2 protein-coding genes (1 of these 2 running past the window's edge) are annotated in these 20,551 nt (G+C 63.4%); both read left to right on the forward strand.

From position 1 onward, the window contains the following. Positions 1-9,501 carry a non-ribosomal peptide synthetase gene (locus CFBP1590_RS13320; RefSeq protein WP_088235215.1) on the forward strand — a complete coding sequence of 3,167 codons (9,501 nt, stop codon included), beginning with the start codon at positions 1-3 and terminating at the stop codon, positions 9,499-9,501. After that, positions 9,498-20,551, forward strand: partial view of a non-ribosomal peptide synthetase gene (locus tag CFBP1590_RS13325; protein WP_088235216.1) — the 5' portion only. The gene runs 6,688 nt beyond the window's last position; only the first 11,054 of its 17,742 coding nucleotides appear in the window; it begins with the start codon at positions 9,498-9,500; the stop codon falls past the right edge of the window. Before CFBP1590_RS13320 ends, CFBP1590_RS13325 begins: the two co-directional genes overlap by 4 nt.

The raw sequence follows: 20,551 nt of genomic DNA on the forward strand, positions 1-20,551 counted from the left end.
ATGTCGGCCACTGATTTGTTCCCCCTGACCGCTGCCCAGCGTGACATCTGGCTGGACCAGATCAGCCATGGCGACTCGCCTTTGTATAACGTCGGCGGCTACGTGAAGCTGGTCGGTCATGTCGATATGGTCCTGTTGCAGCGTGCAATCGAGCAACTGGTTGCAGCGCATGATGCCTTGCGCACGCTCTTGTTGCCGGGGGCAGGTGCCGACGGTTTACCGATGCAGCGCTACGCCGACTTCATCCCGGTGTCCCTGCCGCATCACGATCTGCGTGACCATCCCGAGCGAATCAGTGCCGCTCAGGCGTTGATTCGCGAGCAGATGCAGCGTCCCTATGCTCTTGATGGCAGCCCGCTGTTCCGGTTCTGCCTGGTGCGCGCGGATGAGGATCAATACTGGCTGGGCATTCAGGCCCATCACCTGATTCTCGATGGCTGGGGCTTCGGCCAGTTGCTCAAGTCGCTGGCCGAGCAGTACACCGCACTCGCTGAAGGCGAAAGCCTTGATCTTCAGGGGCCGTCCTACAGCGACTTCATCAACGATGATGCGCGCTATCACGATTCGCCCCGTTATAAGAGGGACAAGGCCTATTGGCTGGAAAAGTACCGGGATCTGCCGGAACCGCTGCTGGTGTCCCGCTACCACAACCGCAGGTCCACCGACCCAGCACCGTCCCATAGCTGTGTACTGGCGTTCCCGGCCGCATTGCACACACGCATGAACCAGTTCGCCGAGCGCCGTGGTGCCTCGGCGTTTCACGTTCTGCTGGCTGCGCTGCATGTCTACTTCACGCGCACGGCACAGCGCGACGACTGGGTGGTCGGCTTGCCATTGCTCAACCGCACGGGCGCACGTTTCAAGGCAACGCTGGGGCATTTCGCGCAGGTCAGCGCGGTGCATATGGCCTTCGAACAGGACCTCGATTTCTCTGCACTGGTCACCGAGGTACGCGACAGTCTAAAGCGCGACTTCCGTCACCAGCGCTTTCCGTTGAGCGAACTCAACCGCACCCTTGGCGTGTCGCGTGAAGACCGGGCGCAGTTGTTCGAGGTCTCGGTCTCCTACGAGCAAGACGACCACGACTACCGTTTTGGCGATATCCAGGCGCAGGCCGTGAAAGTCTCCAATGGCTATGAGCCGACGCCTCTGGCCTTGCACATGCGCACCAACAGGTTCAGCGATCAGGCGTCGTTGCACGTGGTCCATCACCGCGCCTGGTTCGATGATGTGGAAGCCCAGTCGATCGGCGAGCGGCTGCTGCAGGTGATCCAGCAGGCGCTGGAAAACCCTGCATTGCAGGTCAGCGCGTTCGATGTGTTGACACCTGCCGAACGCCGACAAATGAGCCGCTGGAACGACACCGAAACGGTGTCAGCCAGTCAGCTGTTGATTCATCAGCGTATCGAGCAGCATGCCCGTCATTGTCCGGAAGCCGTGGCAGCGATTTTCGATGGTCAGAGCCTGACCTACAGCCAGCTTGACCGCAGTGCCAACAGCCTGGCACGACGACTGATCGAGTCGGGCATTGTGCCGGACGACCGCGTTGCGGTGGTCTCGCGCCGAGGGCTGGACACGCTGGTCAGCCTGCTGGCCATTCTGAAGGCCGGTGCCGCTTACGTACCGGTTGACCCCGCGCATCCACGCGAGCGGCTGGCTTATCTGCTGAACGACAGCGCGCCGTCGGTGGTGCTGACGCGTGCAAACCTGCGTGAGCGTCTACCGGAACTGAGCCAGCCGGTGATCGAGCTGGACCACTGCCATGAAGACCGTGGCTCCGACATCAAACCCAACATTGTCTCGCTGCGCAGCAGCAACCTGGCGTACGTGATTTACACCTCAGGCTCTACCGGCCAGCCCAAGGGCGTCATGGTGGAGCACCGAATGCTGGCCAATCTGGTGGATTGGCACTGCGAGGCGTTCAAGCTGAGTGCAGGCGGGCATGCGTCCTGTCTGGCAGGCTTCGGTTTCGACGCGATGGCCTGGGAGATCTGGCCGACCCTGTGCGCAGGCGCAACGCTGCATCTGGCCCCGGTTCAGGAAAATGGCGATGACGTCGATGCGATGCTGCGCTGGTGGCTGAAGCAGCCGCTGGACGTCAGTTTCCTGCCGACACCGGTTGCCGAATACGCGTTCAGCCTCGATGAGGATCACCCGACGCTACGCACCCTGTTGATCGGCGGTGACCGTCTTCGTCAGTTCGCCGAAAACCGCCGCTACGCCGTCGTCAACAACTATGGCCCCACCGAAACCACGGTGGTTGCGACCTCCGGCCTGGTGCAGGCCGGTGCATCGCTGCACATCGGCGGTCCTATCGCCAACACACGGGTCTACGTGCTGGACGCGCAGCTGCAAAAGTTGCCGGTCGGTGTGACAGGGGAGCTGTACATCGGTGGTTCGGGTGTCGCGCGTGGCTATCTCAACCGCCCTGAAATGACCGAAGAACGCTTCCTGGCCGATCCCTTCAGCCTGGCCCCGCAGGCGCGGATGTACCGCAGCGGCGATCTGGTGCGCTGGAATGCCGACGGCACGCTGGATTACCAGGGCCGCAACGATGATCAGGTCAAGATTCGCGGCATGCGCATCGAACCCGGCGAAATCGAAGCGGTGATTGCCAGTCAGACCGGCGTCAAGGAGGCCGTAGTGCTGGTGCGCGACGAGCAGCTTCTGGCGTGGTTTACCGAAACCTCGGGCGTGGACACTGACGAATTGCGCCAGGCCCTGCGCGCCCGATTGCCGGCGTACATGGTGCCGCGCGCGTTTACCCGTCTGGACGTCCTGCCGCTGACCGGCAACGGCAAGCTTGACCGCCGTGCGTTGCCGAATCCTGACCCTGCCAGTCTGCTGGGCCAGGCGTACGAAGCACCGGAAGGCGAAGCCGAAATCGCGATGGCAGCTGTCTGGGCACAGGTGCTGGGCATTGAACGGGTAGGGCGGCATGACAACTTCTTCGAACTGGGTGGCCATTCGCTGCTCGCGATCAAGCTGGTAGAGCGCCTGCGTGCTGCCGGGCTCAAGGCTGATGTGCATGTGTTGTTGTCACAGCCAACCGTAGCTGCACTGGCGGCGAGCAGGGCGGATATCCACGAACAGGCTGTACCGCCCAACGCCGTGCCACCGGGTTGCGAACGCATCACCCCGCAGATGCTGAGCCTGACCTGTCTCGATCAGGCCGCGATAGACCGCATCGTTGGCAGCGTTCCGGGCGGCGCTGCCAATGTGCAGGAAATCTACCCGCTGGCACCGCTGCAGGAAGGCATTCTCTATCACCACCTGTCTGCCGAACAGGGCGACCCCTATCTGCTGCAATGGCGTCTGGCGTTCGACAGCCCGGAGCGCCTGAACGCGTGGGCCGATGCCTTGCAACAGGTCATCGATCGTCACGACATTCTGCGCACCGCTGTGGCCTGGAAAGGGCTTGAGAGCGCCCAACAGGTGGTCTGGCGCAAGGCCGATCTGCTGGTCCAGCAGGTCAACCTCAACAGCGCTGCCGATGAGCACGCTGCCGACTCCGTGATGGATCATCTGCACCAGCAGTTCGACGCCCGTCATCATCGTATGGACCTTTCCCAGGCGCCGTTGATGCGTCTGGTTCATACCCATGATCCGGTCAACGGTGAAGTCGCTGCCGTTCTGTTGTTCCACCATCTGGTGCTCGACAACGCCGCGATGGAAATCGTCACTCGGGAAATGGAAGCACTGCTGCTCGAACCACAAACCCGTCTCGCTGCGCCGGTGCCATACCGTAACTATGTGGCCCATGTGCGCATGGCCAATGATGACGCGCGACACGAAGCGTTTTTCAGCGACATGCTGGGGGATGTAGACGAGCCGACCCTGCCGTTCGGGGTGCAGGACGTGCGTTCCGACGGCGGTGATGTCGAGCAGGCCCGACGGGTACTCGACAACGATCTGGCACTGCGTCTGCGCGAGCAGGCCCGCCAGCAAGGTGTCAGCGCAGCCAGCCTGATGCACGCCGCCTGGGCCCGCGTGCTCGGGGTCATCGCCAACCGTCGTGATGTGGTCTTCGGCACGGTGCTGCTGGGTCGCATGCAAGGCGGCGAGGGCGCAGACCGGGCGCTGGGTGTGTTCATCAATACCTTGCCGCTGCGGGTTGATACCACACGCAACGCCCGTCATGCCGTGAAGGCCGTGCATTCAAGGCTGTCGGCCCTGATTGCCCATGAACAGGCATCGCTGGTGCTGGCTCAACGCTGCAGCGGCGTGGCTTCCGGCGCGCCGCTGTTCAGCGCCTTGCTCAACTACCGCCACAGCGCCGAAGTCCGGCCTCGCGACGGCGAAGGTGTGTGGCAGGGCGTGCGCGTTCTGGGCGGCGAAGTGCGCAGCAATTACCCGCTGACTTTGAGTGTGGACGATCTGGGCGAAGGGTTCGACCTGCATGTGCTTGCGCGGCATGGCATGGGGGCCGAGCGCATCGCCGGCTGGATGAACAACGCTGTGACGCAACTGGTGCAGGCGCTGGAACAGGGCTTGCCCGAGCCGCTGGAAAGCCTGTCGATTCTGGAAACGGCCGAGCGGGAACGCGTGTTGACGGCCTTCAATGCCAGCGCACGCAGCTTTGCCGAAGGTCTGACGGTGCACGCGCAGGTCGAATCCTGCGCCGCAAGCGATCCGCAGGCTCAGGCGGTCGTACAGGGTGACGAAGTACTGACGTACGCCGAACTGAACCAGCGAGCCAACCGCCTTGCACACCACTTGATCAGCCTGGGCGTGAAACCGGATGAGCGTGTTGCGCTGTGTCTGCGTCGCGGTGCAGGCCGTGTGGTCGGCATGCTGGCCATTCTCAAGGCTGGGGCCGCCTACGTTCCGATAGACCCGGCGTACCCGGCAGAACGTATCGCCTGGCTGCTGGAAGACAGCGCACCGCGCGCCGTCGTGACCGAAGACTCGACGGCCAGTCTGGTGGGCAACGTACGTCAGGTGAATCTGGACCTTGGCGTCCGGCACGAAGCAGCCGACAGCAATCCGCAGGTGGCAGGCCTCAATGACCGTCATCTGGCCTATGTCATTTACACCTCCGGCTCTACCGGCCAGCCCAAGGGCGTGATGGTCGAACACCGCACCTTGAACAATCTGGTGCATTGGCACTGCCAGGCATTCGACCTGCACGCAGGCAGCCACACCAGCACCGTTGCCGGTTTCGGCTTCGACGCCATGGCCTGGGAAGTCTGGCCAGCGCTCTGTGCAGGTGCCGTGCTGCATGTGCCGCCTGCCGAAGTCGCCAATGAGCACGTCGACGAACTGCTCGACTGGTGGCTGGAGCAACCGCTTCAGGTCAGCTTTCTGCCAACGCCGGTGGCCGAGCAGGCGTTCGGCCGTGCACGTCAGCATCCGACCCTGCGCACACTGTTGATCGGCGGCGACCGCCTGCGCCAGTTCGACAAGGACCCCGGTTTTGCGGTCATCAACAACTATGGCCCGACGGAGACCACCGTGGTCGCGACTTCGGGGCAGGTGATTCCGGGCGCGCAATTGCACATTGGCGGCCCGGTAGCCAACACCCGCCTGTATGTGCTGGACGAGCAACAGCAACCGGTGCCGGTCGGTGTGATCGGCGAGCTTTATATCGCGGGCGCGGGCGTTGCCCGTGGCTACCTGAATCGCCCGGACCTGACCGAAGAACGATTCCTCACCGATCCGTTCTGTGCTGATAACCAGGCACGTATGTATCGCAGCGGCGATCTGGTGCGCTGGAACAGCGATGGCACGCTGGATTACGTGGGTCGCAACGACGATCAGGTCAAGATTCGCGGCATGCGCATCGAGCTGGGCGAGATCGAGACGGCACTCGCCAGTCAGCCCGGCGTGAAAGACGCCGTGGTGCTGGTGCGCAACGAGCGTCTGCTGGCCTGGTTCACCGAGACGGCAGAGGTGGACACCGATGCGCTGCGTCTGGCACTGCTGGACCGGTTGCCGGGTTACATGGTGCCATTGGCGTTCATGCTTCTGGCGGCCTTGCCCCTGACCAGCCACGGCAAACTCGACCGCCGGGCCTTGCCGGACCCTGAGCTCGCCGATCTGACGGCGACTGTCTACGAAGCGCCGCAAGGTGAAAATGAGGTCATCATCGCCGGGCTCTGGGAGCAGGTGCTGGGCCTGGAGCGCGTCGGGCGCCATGACAACTTCTTCGAACTGGGCGGGCATTCGCTGCTGGCCGTGAGTCTGGTCGAGCGGATGCGCAATGCCGGCCTGAGTGCCGATGTGCGCGTTCTACTCGGTCAGCCGACCGTCGCAGCACTGGCCGCATCGGTCGGCAACGGTCGCGAAATCGTGGTGCCGGACAACCACGTGCCCACCGGCTGCACACGCATCACGCCGGACATGCTGAGCCTGACGCGTCTGGATCAGGCCGCCATCGAGCGCATCGTTTCGACGGTGCCGGGCGGCGCTGCCAATGTGCAGGAAATCTACCCGCTGGCGCCGCTTCAGGAAGGCATCCTGTACCACAACCTGACGGCTGAGCAGGATGATCCTTACCTGCTCCAATTGCGTTTGAACTTCGACAGCATGGCTCGTCTGCAGAGCGTTGCCGCAGGCTTGCGCAAAGTCATCGCCCGCCACGACAGCCTGCGCACCGCCGTGATCTGGGAAGGCCTGGAAGCGCCGCAGCAAGTAGTCTGGCGGCATGCCGAACTGTCAGTCGAGGAAGTCTCTGACCTTGCACATCCGGCCCCGATGGACCTGGGCCGTGCGCCACTGATACGGCTGGATTACAACCGTGACCCGTCGCGGGAAAGCATTTCTGCCACGCTGCTGTTTCATCACATTGTGGTCGACGCGACAGCACTTGAAGTGATGCGCGAGGAATTGCTCACGCATCTGCGCGGCGAGCCTGAAACCACGCTGCCTGCCGTTCCTTATCGCAACTACGTGGCGCAGGCACGCCTGGGCGTCAGCGAGGCCGAGCACGAGGCGTATTTCCGCGAGCAACTGGGCGATATCGACGAACCGACCCTGCCGTTCGGGTTGCGTGATGTGCAAGGCAATGTGCAGGGCGATGGTCGCTGCATCGAAGAACACCAGCACACACTGCCCGACGAACTGATGCACCGCCTGCGCAGCCATGCACGGCAGCTGGGCTTCAGTGTCGCCAGCCTGTTCCACCTTGCCTGGGGCCGGGTTCTGGGTGCCGCGACCGGCAATGATCGTGTGGTGTTCGGCACGGTATTGCTGGGTCGTCTGCAAGGCGGTGCCGGTGCAGACCGTGGCATGGGCATGTTCATCAACACCTTGCCCGTGCGGGTGGATCTGGATGAGGTCAGTGTGCGTGATGGCGCACGCGCCACTCATGCGCGTCTTGCCACATTGCTGGGGCATGAGCACGCGTCTCTGGCTCAGGCTCAGCGTTTCAGCGGCGTGGGCACAGCGTCACCCTTGTTCAGCGCAATCCTCAATTATCGCCACAGCGCAGGTCAGGCAAGACAGGATGCCCAGCGCGACAGCTGGCAAGGCCTGGAGATTCTGGCCAGTGAAAAACACACCAACTACCCGTTGAGCCTCAATGTCGACGACCTGGGCGAGTCCCTGCGTCTGTCTGTCACTGTCGCGCCCAAAGTGGGTGCTCAACGCATTTGTGGCTACATGCAGCAGGCGCTGACGGGGCTGGTCGATGCGCTGGACACCGAGCCCGATTTGCCTTTGCTGGAATTGCCGGTGCTTGACGCGCGCGAGCGTCAGCAATTGCTGGCCGGGTTCAACGCAACAGCCACCGCCCATAACCCCGAGCAGACGCTTCTTGACCTGTTCAAGGCTCAGGTTGCCCGTACACCGGAGGCCATCGCCGTAATGGCGGAAAATGCGCAGTTGAGCTGGCAACAGCTCAACGAGCAGGCCAACGCCCTGGCTCATCACCTGATCGATCTGGGCGTGCAACCTGATGATCGGGTTGCGATCTGTGTCGAGCGCGGTACGCCGATGGTGATCGGCCTGCTGGCCATTCTCAAGGCGGGCGGTGCCTACGTGCCGCTCGATCCGGGTTATCCCCGCGAGCGGCTGCATTACATGCTTGAAGACAGCGCGCCGAAAGTGCTGCTGGTGCAGGCCTCGACCCGCAAGCTGCTGGAAAACGAGCAGGTGTTGCGCGTTGATATGGACGCACCGGACTGGAGCCACGAACGTCTTCATGACCCTGAAGTCGCCAGTCTCACTGCCCGTCACCTGGCCTATGTGATCTACACCTCGGGTTCCACCGGCACACCGAAGGGCGTGATGGTCGAGCATCGCAACCTGGCGAATCTTGTGCGCTGGGGCTCACTGCTGTGCCCGGCGACGCCGCACGGCAGACTGTTGCACAAGACGCCGATCAGTTTCGACGCGTCGGTCTGGGAGATTTTCTGGCCACTGTGCAGCGGGCTGCCGCTGGTGCTGGCCCGTCCGGACGGGCAGCGTGATCCGGCCTATCTGTCCCGTTTGATCCGCGAACGGCAGGTCAGCGTGGTGCAGTTCGTGCCGGTGCTGCTTCAGCAGTTCCTCGAGCTGCCGGACAGCAGCCAGTGTCACAGCCTGACCGACATCGTCTGCGGCGGCGGTGAATTGACGGCTGCGCTGGCCGAGCAGGTGCGCCTGCGGCTGCCGTGGGTGCGTCTGCACAACGTATACGGACCCACGGAAACCACCGTCGATTGCAGCTTCTGGACGCTTGACCCGCAGATGCCGCTGCCGGAGACCACGCTGCCGATTGGCCGTCCGGTCAGCAACACGCGTCTGTACGTGCTCGACACGCATGATCGGTTGGTGCCACAGGGTGTCATCGGACAATTGCACATCGGCGGTGCAGGGGTCACCCGCGGTTACCTGAACCTGCCGGAACAGCAGGCCGAGCGTTTCATTGACAGTCCTTTCGTCGAGGGCGATCGCCTGTATCGCAGCGGCGATCTGGTGCGCCAGCAGGCCGATGGCAATCTGGAGTTTCTGGGGCGCAATGACGATCAGGTGAAAATCAACGGGCTGCGCATCGAACCCGGCGACATTCAGGCCTGCCTGATTCGTCACCCCGGTATCGAGCAGGCGGTGGTCATGGTGCGCAACGAGCAGCCGGGCGGTCAGCGGCTGGTGGCGTATTACATCGGCGCGCCACAGTCAGTCGAGGCCCTGCGCGATGCACTCCGCAAGGATCTGCCGGATTACATGGTGCCGGCCCTTTACGTGCACCTCGATGCCTTGCCGCTGAGCCCCAACGGCAAACTGGATCGGCATGCACTCCCGGTGCCGGGCGCCGACGCGTTGCTATCCCGGCCTTATGAAGCGCCGGAAGGCGAGATGGAAAACCTGCTGGCCGAACTCTGGAGCGAACTGCTCGGAGTCCATAACGTAGGCCGACATGACAATTTCTTCGAACTGGGCGGCCACTCGCTGCTGGCGGTCAGCCTGACCGCGCGCCTGCGTCAGGAAGGTCTTGAAGCCGACGTCCGCGCACTGTTCGAGCACCCAACGCTGGCGGGCTACGCAGCCATCACAGAGAACATGGAGATTATCCTGTGAGCATCAACGAACTTCTGGCGACGCTGAAAGCCAACGACATCCACCTGACGGTCAAGGACGGTCAACTGGTGGTGCAGGGCAATCGCCGCGCACTGACGGATAAAGGCCTGCTGGACAGCCTGCGTGAACACAAACCGGCGCTGATCGAGCGCCTCGAACAAGGTGATGCGCTGACCACCCGACGTGGCACCCAGACCTTCCCGGAAAACGCCATTCCGAGCGGCTGTACCCACATCACCCCCGACATGCTGACCCTGGTAGTACTCGACCAGCCAGCCATCGATCAACTGGTCCAGGCCATACCGGGCGGTGCTGCCAACATCCAGGACCTGTATCCGTTGGCGCCGTTGCAGCAGGGCATTCTGTATCACCACGTTACGGCAACTCACGGCGACCCGTATGTGATGCAGGTGGAATTCGCCTTTGCCGACCGTGAGCGTCTCGACGCCTTTGCACTGGCGTTGCAAACGGTGATCGCACGCCACGACATTCTGCGCACTTCGGTGCACTGGGACGGTCTGGACACGCCGGTGCAGGTGGTCTGGCGTCATGCGGAACTGGTCGTCGATACTTTGCCGAGCACCGCAGGCATTCTGTTGGATTTGGGGCAGGCGCCGTTGATTCGGCTGATCTGCAACCCGAATATGGACAACGGCGTCAAGGCGACCCTAGTGTTTCACCACATTGCCATGGACCACAGCGCGCTGGAGGTGGTACGCCACGAAATTCAGGCTTGTTTGTACGGGCAAGCCGAAGCGCTGGGCACTCCCGTGCCGTTCCGCAAGTACGTGGCGCAGGCACTGCTGGGCGTCAGCGAAGCCGAGCATGAGGCGTTCTTCCGCGACATGCTGGCCGATCTGGATGAGCCGACACTGGCGTACGACCTGCAGGACCTCAGCGGAGAAGGCGGCGACATCGGCGAATTCACGCTGGCGCTGGATCCATTGCTGTGCCAGCGGCTGCGCAATCAGGCACGCACGCTGGGCGTCAGCGTTGCCAGCCTGTTCCACCTGGGCTGGGCGCGAGTACTGGCTGGCCTGACTGGCAGCCAGCGCGTGGTCTTCGGCACCGTGTTGATGGGCCGTCTGCTGGGGGCCGAGGCCACCGAACGGGCGCTGGGGATCTTCATCAATACCCTGCCGTTGCGTCTGGATCTGGGCGATCAGGACCTGCGCACCGCGATTCGCGCCACGCATCAGCGCCTGACTACGCTGATGCGTCACGAGCATGCGCCACTGGCGCTGGCCCAGCGTTGCAGCGGTGTTGCAGCACCTACACCGTTATTCAACGCCTTGCTCAACTATCGCCACAGCGCGCCTGCCGAGGCGGGCAGCGAGACCTGGCAGGGCATCCAGGTACTGCATGCGCAGGAACGCAGCAACTACCCACTGGTGGTGAGCGTCGATGACCTGGGTGAAGCGTTCAGCCTGACGGCCCAGACATCACCGCAAATTGACCCGCAGCGCATCTGCGCTTATTTGCAACGTGCGATGGAGCATTTGCTGGAGGCGCTGGATCAGTCGCCTCTGACCTCGGCCGAACAGCTCGACATGTTGCCGCTCGAAGAGCGCACGCACCTGCTGCAGCACTTCAATCCGCAGCCGTCTGACTTCGCTGGCAGCCTGACGCTGCAGCAGCGTATCGAACAGCACGCGCCTGAATCCGTTGCCGCACAGGTAGGCGAGCAATCGTTGAATTACGGCGAACTGAACCTGCGCGCCAACGCGCTGGCCCATCACCTGGTCAGCCTCGGCGTGCGCATCGACGACCGCGTGGCCGTCATGGCCCGTCGCGGCCTCGATACGCTGGTGGCCATGCTTGCGGTGCTCAAGTCCGGTGCCGGTTACGTGCCGGTGGATCCTTCACACCCTGACGAGCGCATCGCTTATCTGCTGAGCGACAGCGCGCCCAAGGTGGTGCTGACCCAGCAGGCATTGCTGGCTCGCGTGCCGGAACTGGCCGCGCCAGTGATCGCCTTCGACCAGCCAACCTGGCCGGAACGTCTGGACAACCCGCAGGTGACGGGACTGACCTCGTCGCATCTGGCTTATGTGATCTACACCTCAGGCTCTACCGGCCAGCCGAAAGGCGTGATGGTCGAGCATCGCACGCTGAACAACCTCATCGACTGGCACTGCCAGGCCTTCGACCTGCACGCGGGCAGCCACACCGCCAGCGTCGCAGGCTTCGGTTTCGACGCCATGGCCTGGGAAGTCTGGCCCGCCTTGTGTGCCGGGGCGACGCTGCACCTGCCGCCTGCGGACGTGGGCAACGAACAGCTTGATGCCTTGCTTGACTGGTGGATCGCCCAGCCGTTGCAGGTCGCGTTCCTGCCGACGCCGGTCGCCGAATACGCTTTCAGCCGGGACCTGCGTCACCCGACCTTGCGTACGCTGCTGATCGGCGGTGACCGTCTGCGCCAGTTCCATCGGGATCCTGGCTTTGCCGTGATCAACAACTACGGCCCGACCGAGGCCACGGTGGTGGCGACTTCGGGACGTTTGCTGCCCGACGGCAGCCTCGATATCGGCAAGCCTGTTGCCAACACCCGCGTGTACCTGCTCGACGAGCGTCAGCAATTGGTGCCTTTGGGTGTGGCAGGCGAGTTGTATGTCGCTGGTGAAAGCGTGGCGCGCGGCTACCTGAATCGTCCGGAAATGACCGCAGAGCGATTCCTGCGTGATCCGTTCCACAACAATCCAGAAGCGCGTATGTACCGCACTGGCGACCTGGCGCGCTGGAACGCCGATGGCACGCTGGAATACCTGGGTCGAAACGATGATCAGGTGAAGATCCGCGGCGTGCGTATCGAACTGGGCGAGATCGAGGCCCAGTTGAGCCAGTTGCCGGGTATCGAAGAAGCGCTGGTTCTGGCACGTGAAGACGAACCGGGCCAGCCGAGGCTGGTGGGTTACTTCACCGAACAGGCAGATGTCACCACCTTGAACGTGGGCGAACTGCGTACGGCCTTGCTGGCGGCGCTGCCGGGCTACATGGTGCCCAGCGCACTGGTCCGTCTGGACGCCTGGCCCTTGACTGCCAATGGCAAGGTCGACCGTCGTGCCTTGCCCGTACCGGATCGTGACGCACTGAACACCGGTGAATACCAGACGCCGCAAGGCGAGCTGGAAGTTGCCCTGGCGGCGATCTGGAGCGAATTGCTGCAGGTCGAGCGGGTAGGGCGTCACGACCGATTCTTCGAACTGGGCGGCCACTCACTGCTGGCCATGCGCATGGTGTCCCAGGTGCGTCAGCGCCTGTCACTGGAGCTTGCGCTGGGCGATCTGTTTGCCGACAGCGCACTGGCTGCAGTCGCGCGCTGCCTGGGCAGCACCGGGCGCAGTGAGCTGCCTGCCATCCAGGTCATCCGCCATGAAGGGCCGGTGCCGCTGTCCTTTGCCCAGCAACGATTGTGGTTTCTGGCGCAAATGGAAGACGCCAACAGTGCCTACAACATTCCGCTGGGCCTGCAACTGAACGGCCAGTTGGATACCCGCGCACTGAAACGCGCCCTTGAGCGCATCGTTGTCCGCCACGACAGCCTGCGCAGCCGCTTCACTCAGCAGGAAGGCGAGGCCCGTGTGCAGGCTGCACCGGCGTCCGTCCTTCCCGACCTGCTCTGGCAGGACTTGCGCGGTCAGGACGAGCAGGCGCTGCAACGTGTGGTTCGCGAAGAAGCCGCACAGCCGTTCGATCTGCTGGATGACCTGCCGATTCGTGGGCGTCTGCTGTGCCTGGCCGAAGACCGGCACGTGCTGTTGCTGACCCTGCACCACATCGTCGCCGATGGTTGGTCGCTGGGCGTATTCACCCGTGAACTCACCGTGCTGTACCGGGCTTTCAGTCAGGGGCTGGACGATCCGCTGCCGCCGCTGGCCTTGCAATACGCCGATTACACACTGTGGCAGCGCGACTGGCTGGACGGTGAGCGCATGAGCCATCAGAGCGATTATTGGCATCAGGCGCTGAGCGGCGCGCCCGCGCTGTTGACCCTGCCCACCGACCGGCCACGCCCGGCGCGTCAGGACTACTCGGGGGCGAGCGTTGCCGTGCGTCTCGATCCGCGCCTGTGCGATGACCTGAAAACCTTCTGCCAGCTTCATGCCGTGACACCGTTCATGCTGTTCATGGGCGCCTGGGCCGTGCTGCTGGCTCGCTTGTCAGGGCAATCCGAGGTGGTGATCGGCATGCCGGTGGCCAACCGCCGGCGCAGCGAAGTCGAAGAACTGATCGGCCTGTTCGTCAACACGCTTGCGGTACGCATCGACACGTCTGGTGAGCCCGACGTCAGCACCTTGCTGGCGCGCATCAAGTCTCAGGTGATTCAGGCTCAGGAACATCAGGACCTGCCGTTCGAGCAGGTGGTGGAGCGCTTGCGGCCGCCACGCAGTCTGGCCCACAGCCCTCTGTTTCAGGCCTCGCTGGCCTGGGACGGAAGCCAGGGGCTTGGGCTGCAACTGGGCGACCTGCACCTGCAACCGCTGTCCGAACAGCCGACCTTCGCCAAGTTCGACCTGACCCTGAGCATGGGCGAGACCGATGAAGGGTTCGGGGGCGTGGTGGATTACGCCACTGCACTGTTCGACGAATCGACCGTTGCACGTTACGTGGGTTACCTGGAACAGTTGCTGTGGACGATGGTCGGCAACGCGCACGCCGTGCCTGCCAGAGCCGGATTGCTGGGGCCTCAGGAACGCCGCCGTCTGTTGGTCGAGTTCAATGCCAGCGAGCAGGATTTCCAACTCGATCAGCCTCTGCAGGCACTGTTCGAGGCTCAGGTCGCCCGAACGCCGGATGCCGTTGCGCTGGAGTCGGCCGGTGTCTGCCTGAGCTATCGCCAGCTCAATGAGGCCGCGAATCGTCTGGCTCATCATCTGATCGGGCAGGGCGTGCAGACTGAAAGCCGCGTCGCGGTGTGCCTGCAGCGTGGTCCGCAGCTGGTGGTCGGCCTGTTGGCTGTGCTCAAGGCCGGCGGTGCCTACGTGCCGCTGGATCCGGGCTACCCGATGGATCGTCTGGCCTACATGCTCGGCGACAGCGAAGCCGTGGCGCTGCTGGTCGATGGCACGACGCAGGCGCGTTTTGCCGATCGCCCGCTGCCGCAGGTCAATCTGGACAGTTGCACCTGGAACGCACAATCGCCCGAGAACCCGTTTGTTCAGGGGTTGGGCGCGGGCCATCTGGCTTACGTGATCTACACCTCGGGCTCTACCGGAGCGCCCAAGGGCGTAATGGTCGAACATCGCGGCCTGTGCAATCTGGTGCAGTGGAGTTCGCAATTGTGTCCACCGGTGCCGAACGGTGCGCTGCTGCACAAGACGCCGGTGAGTTTCGATGCCTCGGTCTGGGAACTGTTCTGGCCCCTGTGTGCGGGCATGCGTCTGGTACTGGCGCGTCCCGATGGTCAGCGTGATCCGGCGTATCTGGTCCAGGAAATTCAGGACCGTCAGGTCAGCGTGGTGCAGTTCGTGCCCGCGTTGCTGCAACAGTTCGTCGATCTCGATGAAAGCGCCCGTTGCGTCAGCCTGACCGACATCGTCTGTGGCGGCGGCGAACTGACCGCAGCCATGGCGGCACAGGTCCGCCTGCGTCTGCCACAGGTCCGTCTGCACAATGTCTATGGTCCGACTGAAGCCACGGTGGACTGCAGCGTCTGGACCCTGGAGCCTCATGAACCGGTTCCGGAATCGGCCTTGCCAATCGGTCGCGCAATCAGCAACACGCGACTGTATGTACTGGACGACTATGACCAGCCGGTGCCACAAGGCGTGGTGGGTCAGTTGCACATTGGTGGCGCCGGTGTCACCCGTGGTTACCTGAATCTGCCTGACATGCAGGCCGAACGCTTCATCGACAGCCCGTTCGTACCCGGTGACCGCCTGTATCGCAGCGGCGATCTGGTTCGCCAGCGGGCAGACGGCCAACTGGAATTTCTCGGCCGCAACGACTTCCAGGTCAAGCTGCATGGCCTGCGCATCGAACTGGGCGAGATCGAAGCGCGTCTTAGCGCCCATCCAGCGCTGCGTGAAGTGGCTGTGCTGCTGCATGGCGAACGTCTGGTGGCCTGGTTCAGCTGTCGCGAAGGCCATTCGGCACCTGGCATCGAAGCCTTGCGCGCTCATGTGATGGCGCAACTGCCGGATTACATGGTGCCGACCGCCTACGTCGCGCTGTCGGCCTTACCTCTGAGCCTCAACGGCAAGCTGGACCGCGCAGCGCTGCCGGAACCGGACGCAAGCGCAGTGCTGAGCCGCCACTACGAAGCGCCGCTGTGCGAAACCGAAGCACTTCTCGCCGAACTCTGGGCCGAGCTGCTGAACGTCGCCCGAGTAGGGCGTCAGGATCACTTCTTCGAACTGGGCGGCCATTCGCTGCTCGCCGTCACGCTGATTGCACGCATGCGCAAGCTGGGCATGAGTGCCGACATTCGCGTGCTGTTCGCCCAGCCCACCCTGGCTGCGCTGGCCAGCGCAGTCGGCACTGACAACGCGCTACAGATTCCGGCGAACCGGATCGATGCGGATTGCCGTTACATCACACCGGACCTGTTGCCGCTGGTGCAGCTGGATCAGGAGGCCATCGACCGGATCGTCGCCCATGTGCCTGGCGGTGCTGCCAATGTGCAGGACATCTACCCGGTCGGGCCGTTGCAGGCCGGCATCCTTTATCACCATCTGGCCGCTGGCGAAAGCGACCCGTACCTGCTGCAGCCTCGATTCACCTTCGCTGACACGACACGTCTGGACGCGTTCTGCGGTGCGTTGCAACAGGTGATCGAGCGTCACGACATCCTGCGCACGGCGCTGTTCTGGGAAGGCTTGCAAGCTCCGGTGCAGGTCGTGTGGCGCAAGGCGACACTGCGTGTGGATGCGGTTGAACTGCAGGATCTGGACGACGCGCCGCGCATGGACCTGACCCAGGCACCGCTGCTGCATCTGGTACACGCTCATGATCCGGCCACCGGGCTGATCGCTGCGGCGCTGCGTTTCCATCACGTGGTCATGGACCATGTGGCACTCGATGTCCTGGGCCAGGAGCTGCAAAGCATCCTGCTGGGCGACCACGCGCAGCTGGCCGAGCCTGTTCCGTACCGCAATTACATCGCTCAGGTGCTGCAAGGCCCGGACGATGCCGCCCACGAAGCGTTCTTCCGCGAACAGCTGGGCGACATCGATGAGCCGACGCTGCCGTATGGCCTCGCGTTCGCCGCGCAGGACGACATTCCCCACGAGGCACGTCTGGTGCTGGACGACGCCCTGTGCCACAAGGTGCGCGATCAGTCGCGTCTGCTGGGTGTCAGCGCCGCCAGTCTGATGCACCTGGCCTGGGCCCAGGTGCTCGGGCACTTGTCGGGACGCGAAAGCGTGGTCTTCGGCACGGTACTGCTGGGCCGCCTGCACGGCACCGAAGGTGTGGAACGGGCGCTGGGTGTGTTCATCAACACCTTGCCGCTGCGCATCGAACTGGGCAGCCAGTCGGTGCGCGATGCTGTGCTCGACACTCACCGCAGGCTGACCGGTCTGCTGGCCCACGAGCATGCGCAACTGGCGCTGGCCCAGCGCTGCAGCGCACTGCCCGCGGGCGCTCCGCTGTTCAACACCTTGCTCAACTACCGTCACAGCGCGGCACACAAAGCCGCTGACAACGCGACTGTGCAGGCCTGGCAAGGTATCGAGGTGCTGAACGCCGAGGAACGCAGCAACTATCCACTGACCCTGAGCGTCGATGACCTGGGCGAAGGTTTCAGTTTCACGGCGCAGGCCACGCCGGGCATCGAACCGCAACGGATCTGCGATTACCTGCACGAAGCGCTGACGCACGTGATTCTGGCGCTTGAGCAGCAGCCGGACACGGACATGACGCAACTGGCCATTTTGCCTGCTGCCGAGCGTCAGGAACTGCTCAGCGTGTTCAACGATACCCGCCGTGATTACCCACGCAAACAGCCTGTGCACCGTCTGTTCGAACAGCGTGCCGCCCGGCATCCTGATCGTGTGGCCGCCGAGCATGGCCAGCGTTCGATGACCTACGGTGAACTGAACGCGCAGGCCAACCGACTCGCTCATTACCTGATCGAACAGGGCGTTGCGCCCGACGATCATGTCGCTATCGTCCTTCCGCGTTCACTGGAACTGCTGATCGGCCAACTGGCTGTGAGCAAATGCGCCGCGACCTTCGTTCCGCTGGATGTCAATGCACCTGCGGAACGCCAGAGCTACATGCTGGATGACTGCCAGGCCGTCTGCGTGCTGACTCGCAGCACGGCGACCATCAACGCGGCAACGCGCCGTATCGATCTGGACAGCCTTGATCTGAAAGGCCTGCCGAGCCATGACCCGGAGCTGGCGCAGGGTTCGGACACGGCGGCCTACGTCATGTACACCTCTGGCTCCACCGGCGCGCCCAAAGGGGTGCGTGTGCCGCATCGCGGTATCGCCCGTCTGGTGCTGAACAATGGCTATGCCGATTTCAACGAACATGACCGCATCGCCTTTGCGTCCAACCCGGCGTTCGATGCCAGCACCATGGAAGTGTGGGGTGCCTTGCTCAATGGCGGGCAGCTGTGTGTGGTTGACCATGAAACGCTGGTCGATCCGGTTCGCTTCAGCGCCTTGCTGATCGATGCCCGAATCAGCGTGCTGTTCATTACCACGGCGCTGTTCAACCAGTACGTGCAACAGATTCCGCAAGCCCTGCAAGGCCTGAGGCTGCTGCTTTCTGGCGGCGAACGCGCAGACCCTGCCAGTTATCGGACGCTGCTGAGCCAGGCGCAGGGCCTGCGCCTGTTCAATGGCTACGGGCCGACCGAAACCACCACGTTTGCCGCTGTATACGAAGTGAGTGCGATTTGCGAGGGCGACGAGAGCGTGCCGATTGGCCGTCCTATCGGCAACACGAGTATTTATGTGCTGGATGCCCACCAACGTCTGGCGCCCAAAGGGGTGACGGGCGAGCTGTACATCGGTGGCGACGGCGTGGCGCTGGGCTACCTGAATCGCCCGGAGCTGAGCGTCGAGAAATTCCTTGTCGACCCGTTCAGCGATGAACCAGGCGCCATGATGTACCGCACCGGCGACCTCGGTCGCTGGATGGAAGACGGTCAGCTGGAATGCCTGGGACGCAACGACGATCAGGTCAAGATCCGTGGCTTCCGTATCGAGTTGGGTGAAATCGTCAGCTGCCTGCACCAGTTGCCGGGCATTGGCGAAACCGTGGTACTGGCTCGCGAAGACGAACCGGGCAACGTGCGGCTCGTGGCCTATTACACCAGCCATGAAGAAGACACGCTGCTTGCCCCGGAACAGATGCGCGCGCACTTGCAGGCCAGCCTGCCGGACTACATGGTGCCGACGGCGTTCATCGAGCTGAAGACGCTGCCCCTGACAGCCAACGGCAAGCTGGATCGTCGTGCGCTGCCCAAGCCCGAGCGTTCGGCATTGTTCGGGGTGAATTACGAAGCGCCTGAAGGCGAGTTCGAAGTGGCACTGGCCGAGATCTGGGCCGAGGTGCTGCAGGTCGAGCGAGTTGGCCGTCACGACCATTTCTTCGACCTGGGCGGGCATTCGCTGCTGGCCATGCGCATGGTGTCTCAGGTTCGCCAGCAACTGGGCGTGGAACTGCCGCTGGGTGAGCTGTTTGCCCTCGGTGAGCTGGCCGCTGTGGCGGCCGCCTTGTCTGGCGTGGCCCGCAGCGAATTGCCTTCGATTCTGCCGGTGAAGCGCGACCAGCCAATGCCACTGTCTTTTGCCCAGCAACGGCTGTGGTTCCTGGCACAGATGGACGGCGGCAACGAAGCCTATAACATCCCGATGGCACTGAGCCTTGAAGGCGCGCTCGACGTCACGGCACTGACGCGAGCCCTGGCGCGTATCGTCGAACGCCACGAAACCTTGCGCAGCCGGTTCGTGGCCAGCGGCGACAGTGCGCAAGTGCTGTTCGTGCCCACGCCCGCCGACGCCAGGCTGTTGGTCGAGGATATTCGTCACGCTCCCCTGAGCCTGGAGGCGTGTCTGCGTGCCGAGGCAGTCGCCCCGTTCGACCTGGCCCACGGCCCGCTGATCCGCGCTCATCTGCTGCAGGTTGCGGATGAGCGTCATGTGCTGCTGCTGACCGTGCACCACATCGTCGCTGATGGCTGGTCGATGGGCGTACTGACACAGGAACTGCTCGCGCTGTACCCGGCGTTCTGTCAGGAACAGCCTGACCCGCTGCCACCGCTGGCGATCCAGTACGCCGATTATGCTGTGTGGCAACGTCGCTGGCTGACCGGTGAGCGTCTGCAACACCAGGCCGCCTACTGGCGCCAAGTGTTGGAAGGCGCGCCGACACTGCTCACCTTGCCGACCGACCGTCCGCGTCCTGCGCAACAGGACTTTGCAGGCGCCAGCCTCGCGTTGCAGCTGGATACAAGGCTTGCGGCCGATCTGCGCAAACTGGCGCAACGCCAGGGCGTCACGTTGTACATGGCACTGATGGCCGCCTGGGCCACGACGCTCACACGTCTCTCCGGTCAGGCCGAAGTGGTGATCGGCAGCCCGGTAGCGGGACGCGGTCGTACCGAACTGGAAGACCTGGTCGGCCTGTTCGTCAACACCCTGGCCGTGCGCATCGACACCTCGGGCAGTCCGAGCGGTGAAGCGCTGCTGGCGCAGGTCAAGGCGCGTGTACTTGAGGCGCAGGACCATCAGGACCTGCCGTTCGAGCAGGTCGTGGAAGTGGTTCGCCCGACACGCAGCCTGGCCCATGCTCCATTGTTCCAGACTACGCTGAACTGGATGCCGGGTAAGCACGTTGCCGTACCGCTTGGCGGTCTGGTGGTGACGCCTGTCGAACAGGTCAGCCAGGTGTCCAAGTTCGACCTGTCGCTGAACCTGAGCGAGCAGGGCGAAACCCTGGTCGGCTCGCTGGACTACGCCACGGTTCTGTTCGACGAAGCGACGGCGCAGCGGTATCTGAACTACTTCGTGCAGATCCTTGAAACGCTGGCGACTCATGAGCACACGCGGCTTGATCGCGTTGCTCTGGTCGGCGAGCAGGAGCGGCGTTACCT

The sequence above is a fragment of the Pseudomonas viridiflava genome (assembly GCF_900184295.1).
GTDB lineage: Bacteria > Pseudomonadota > Gammaproteobacteria > Pseudomonadales > Pseudomonadaceae > Aquipseudomonas > Aquipseudomonas viridiflava.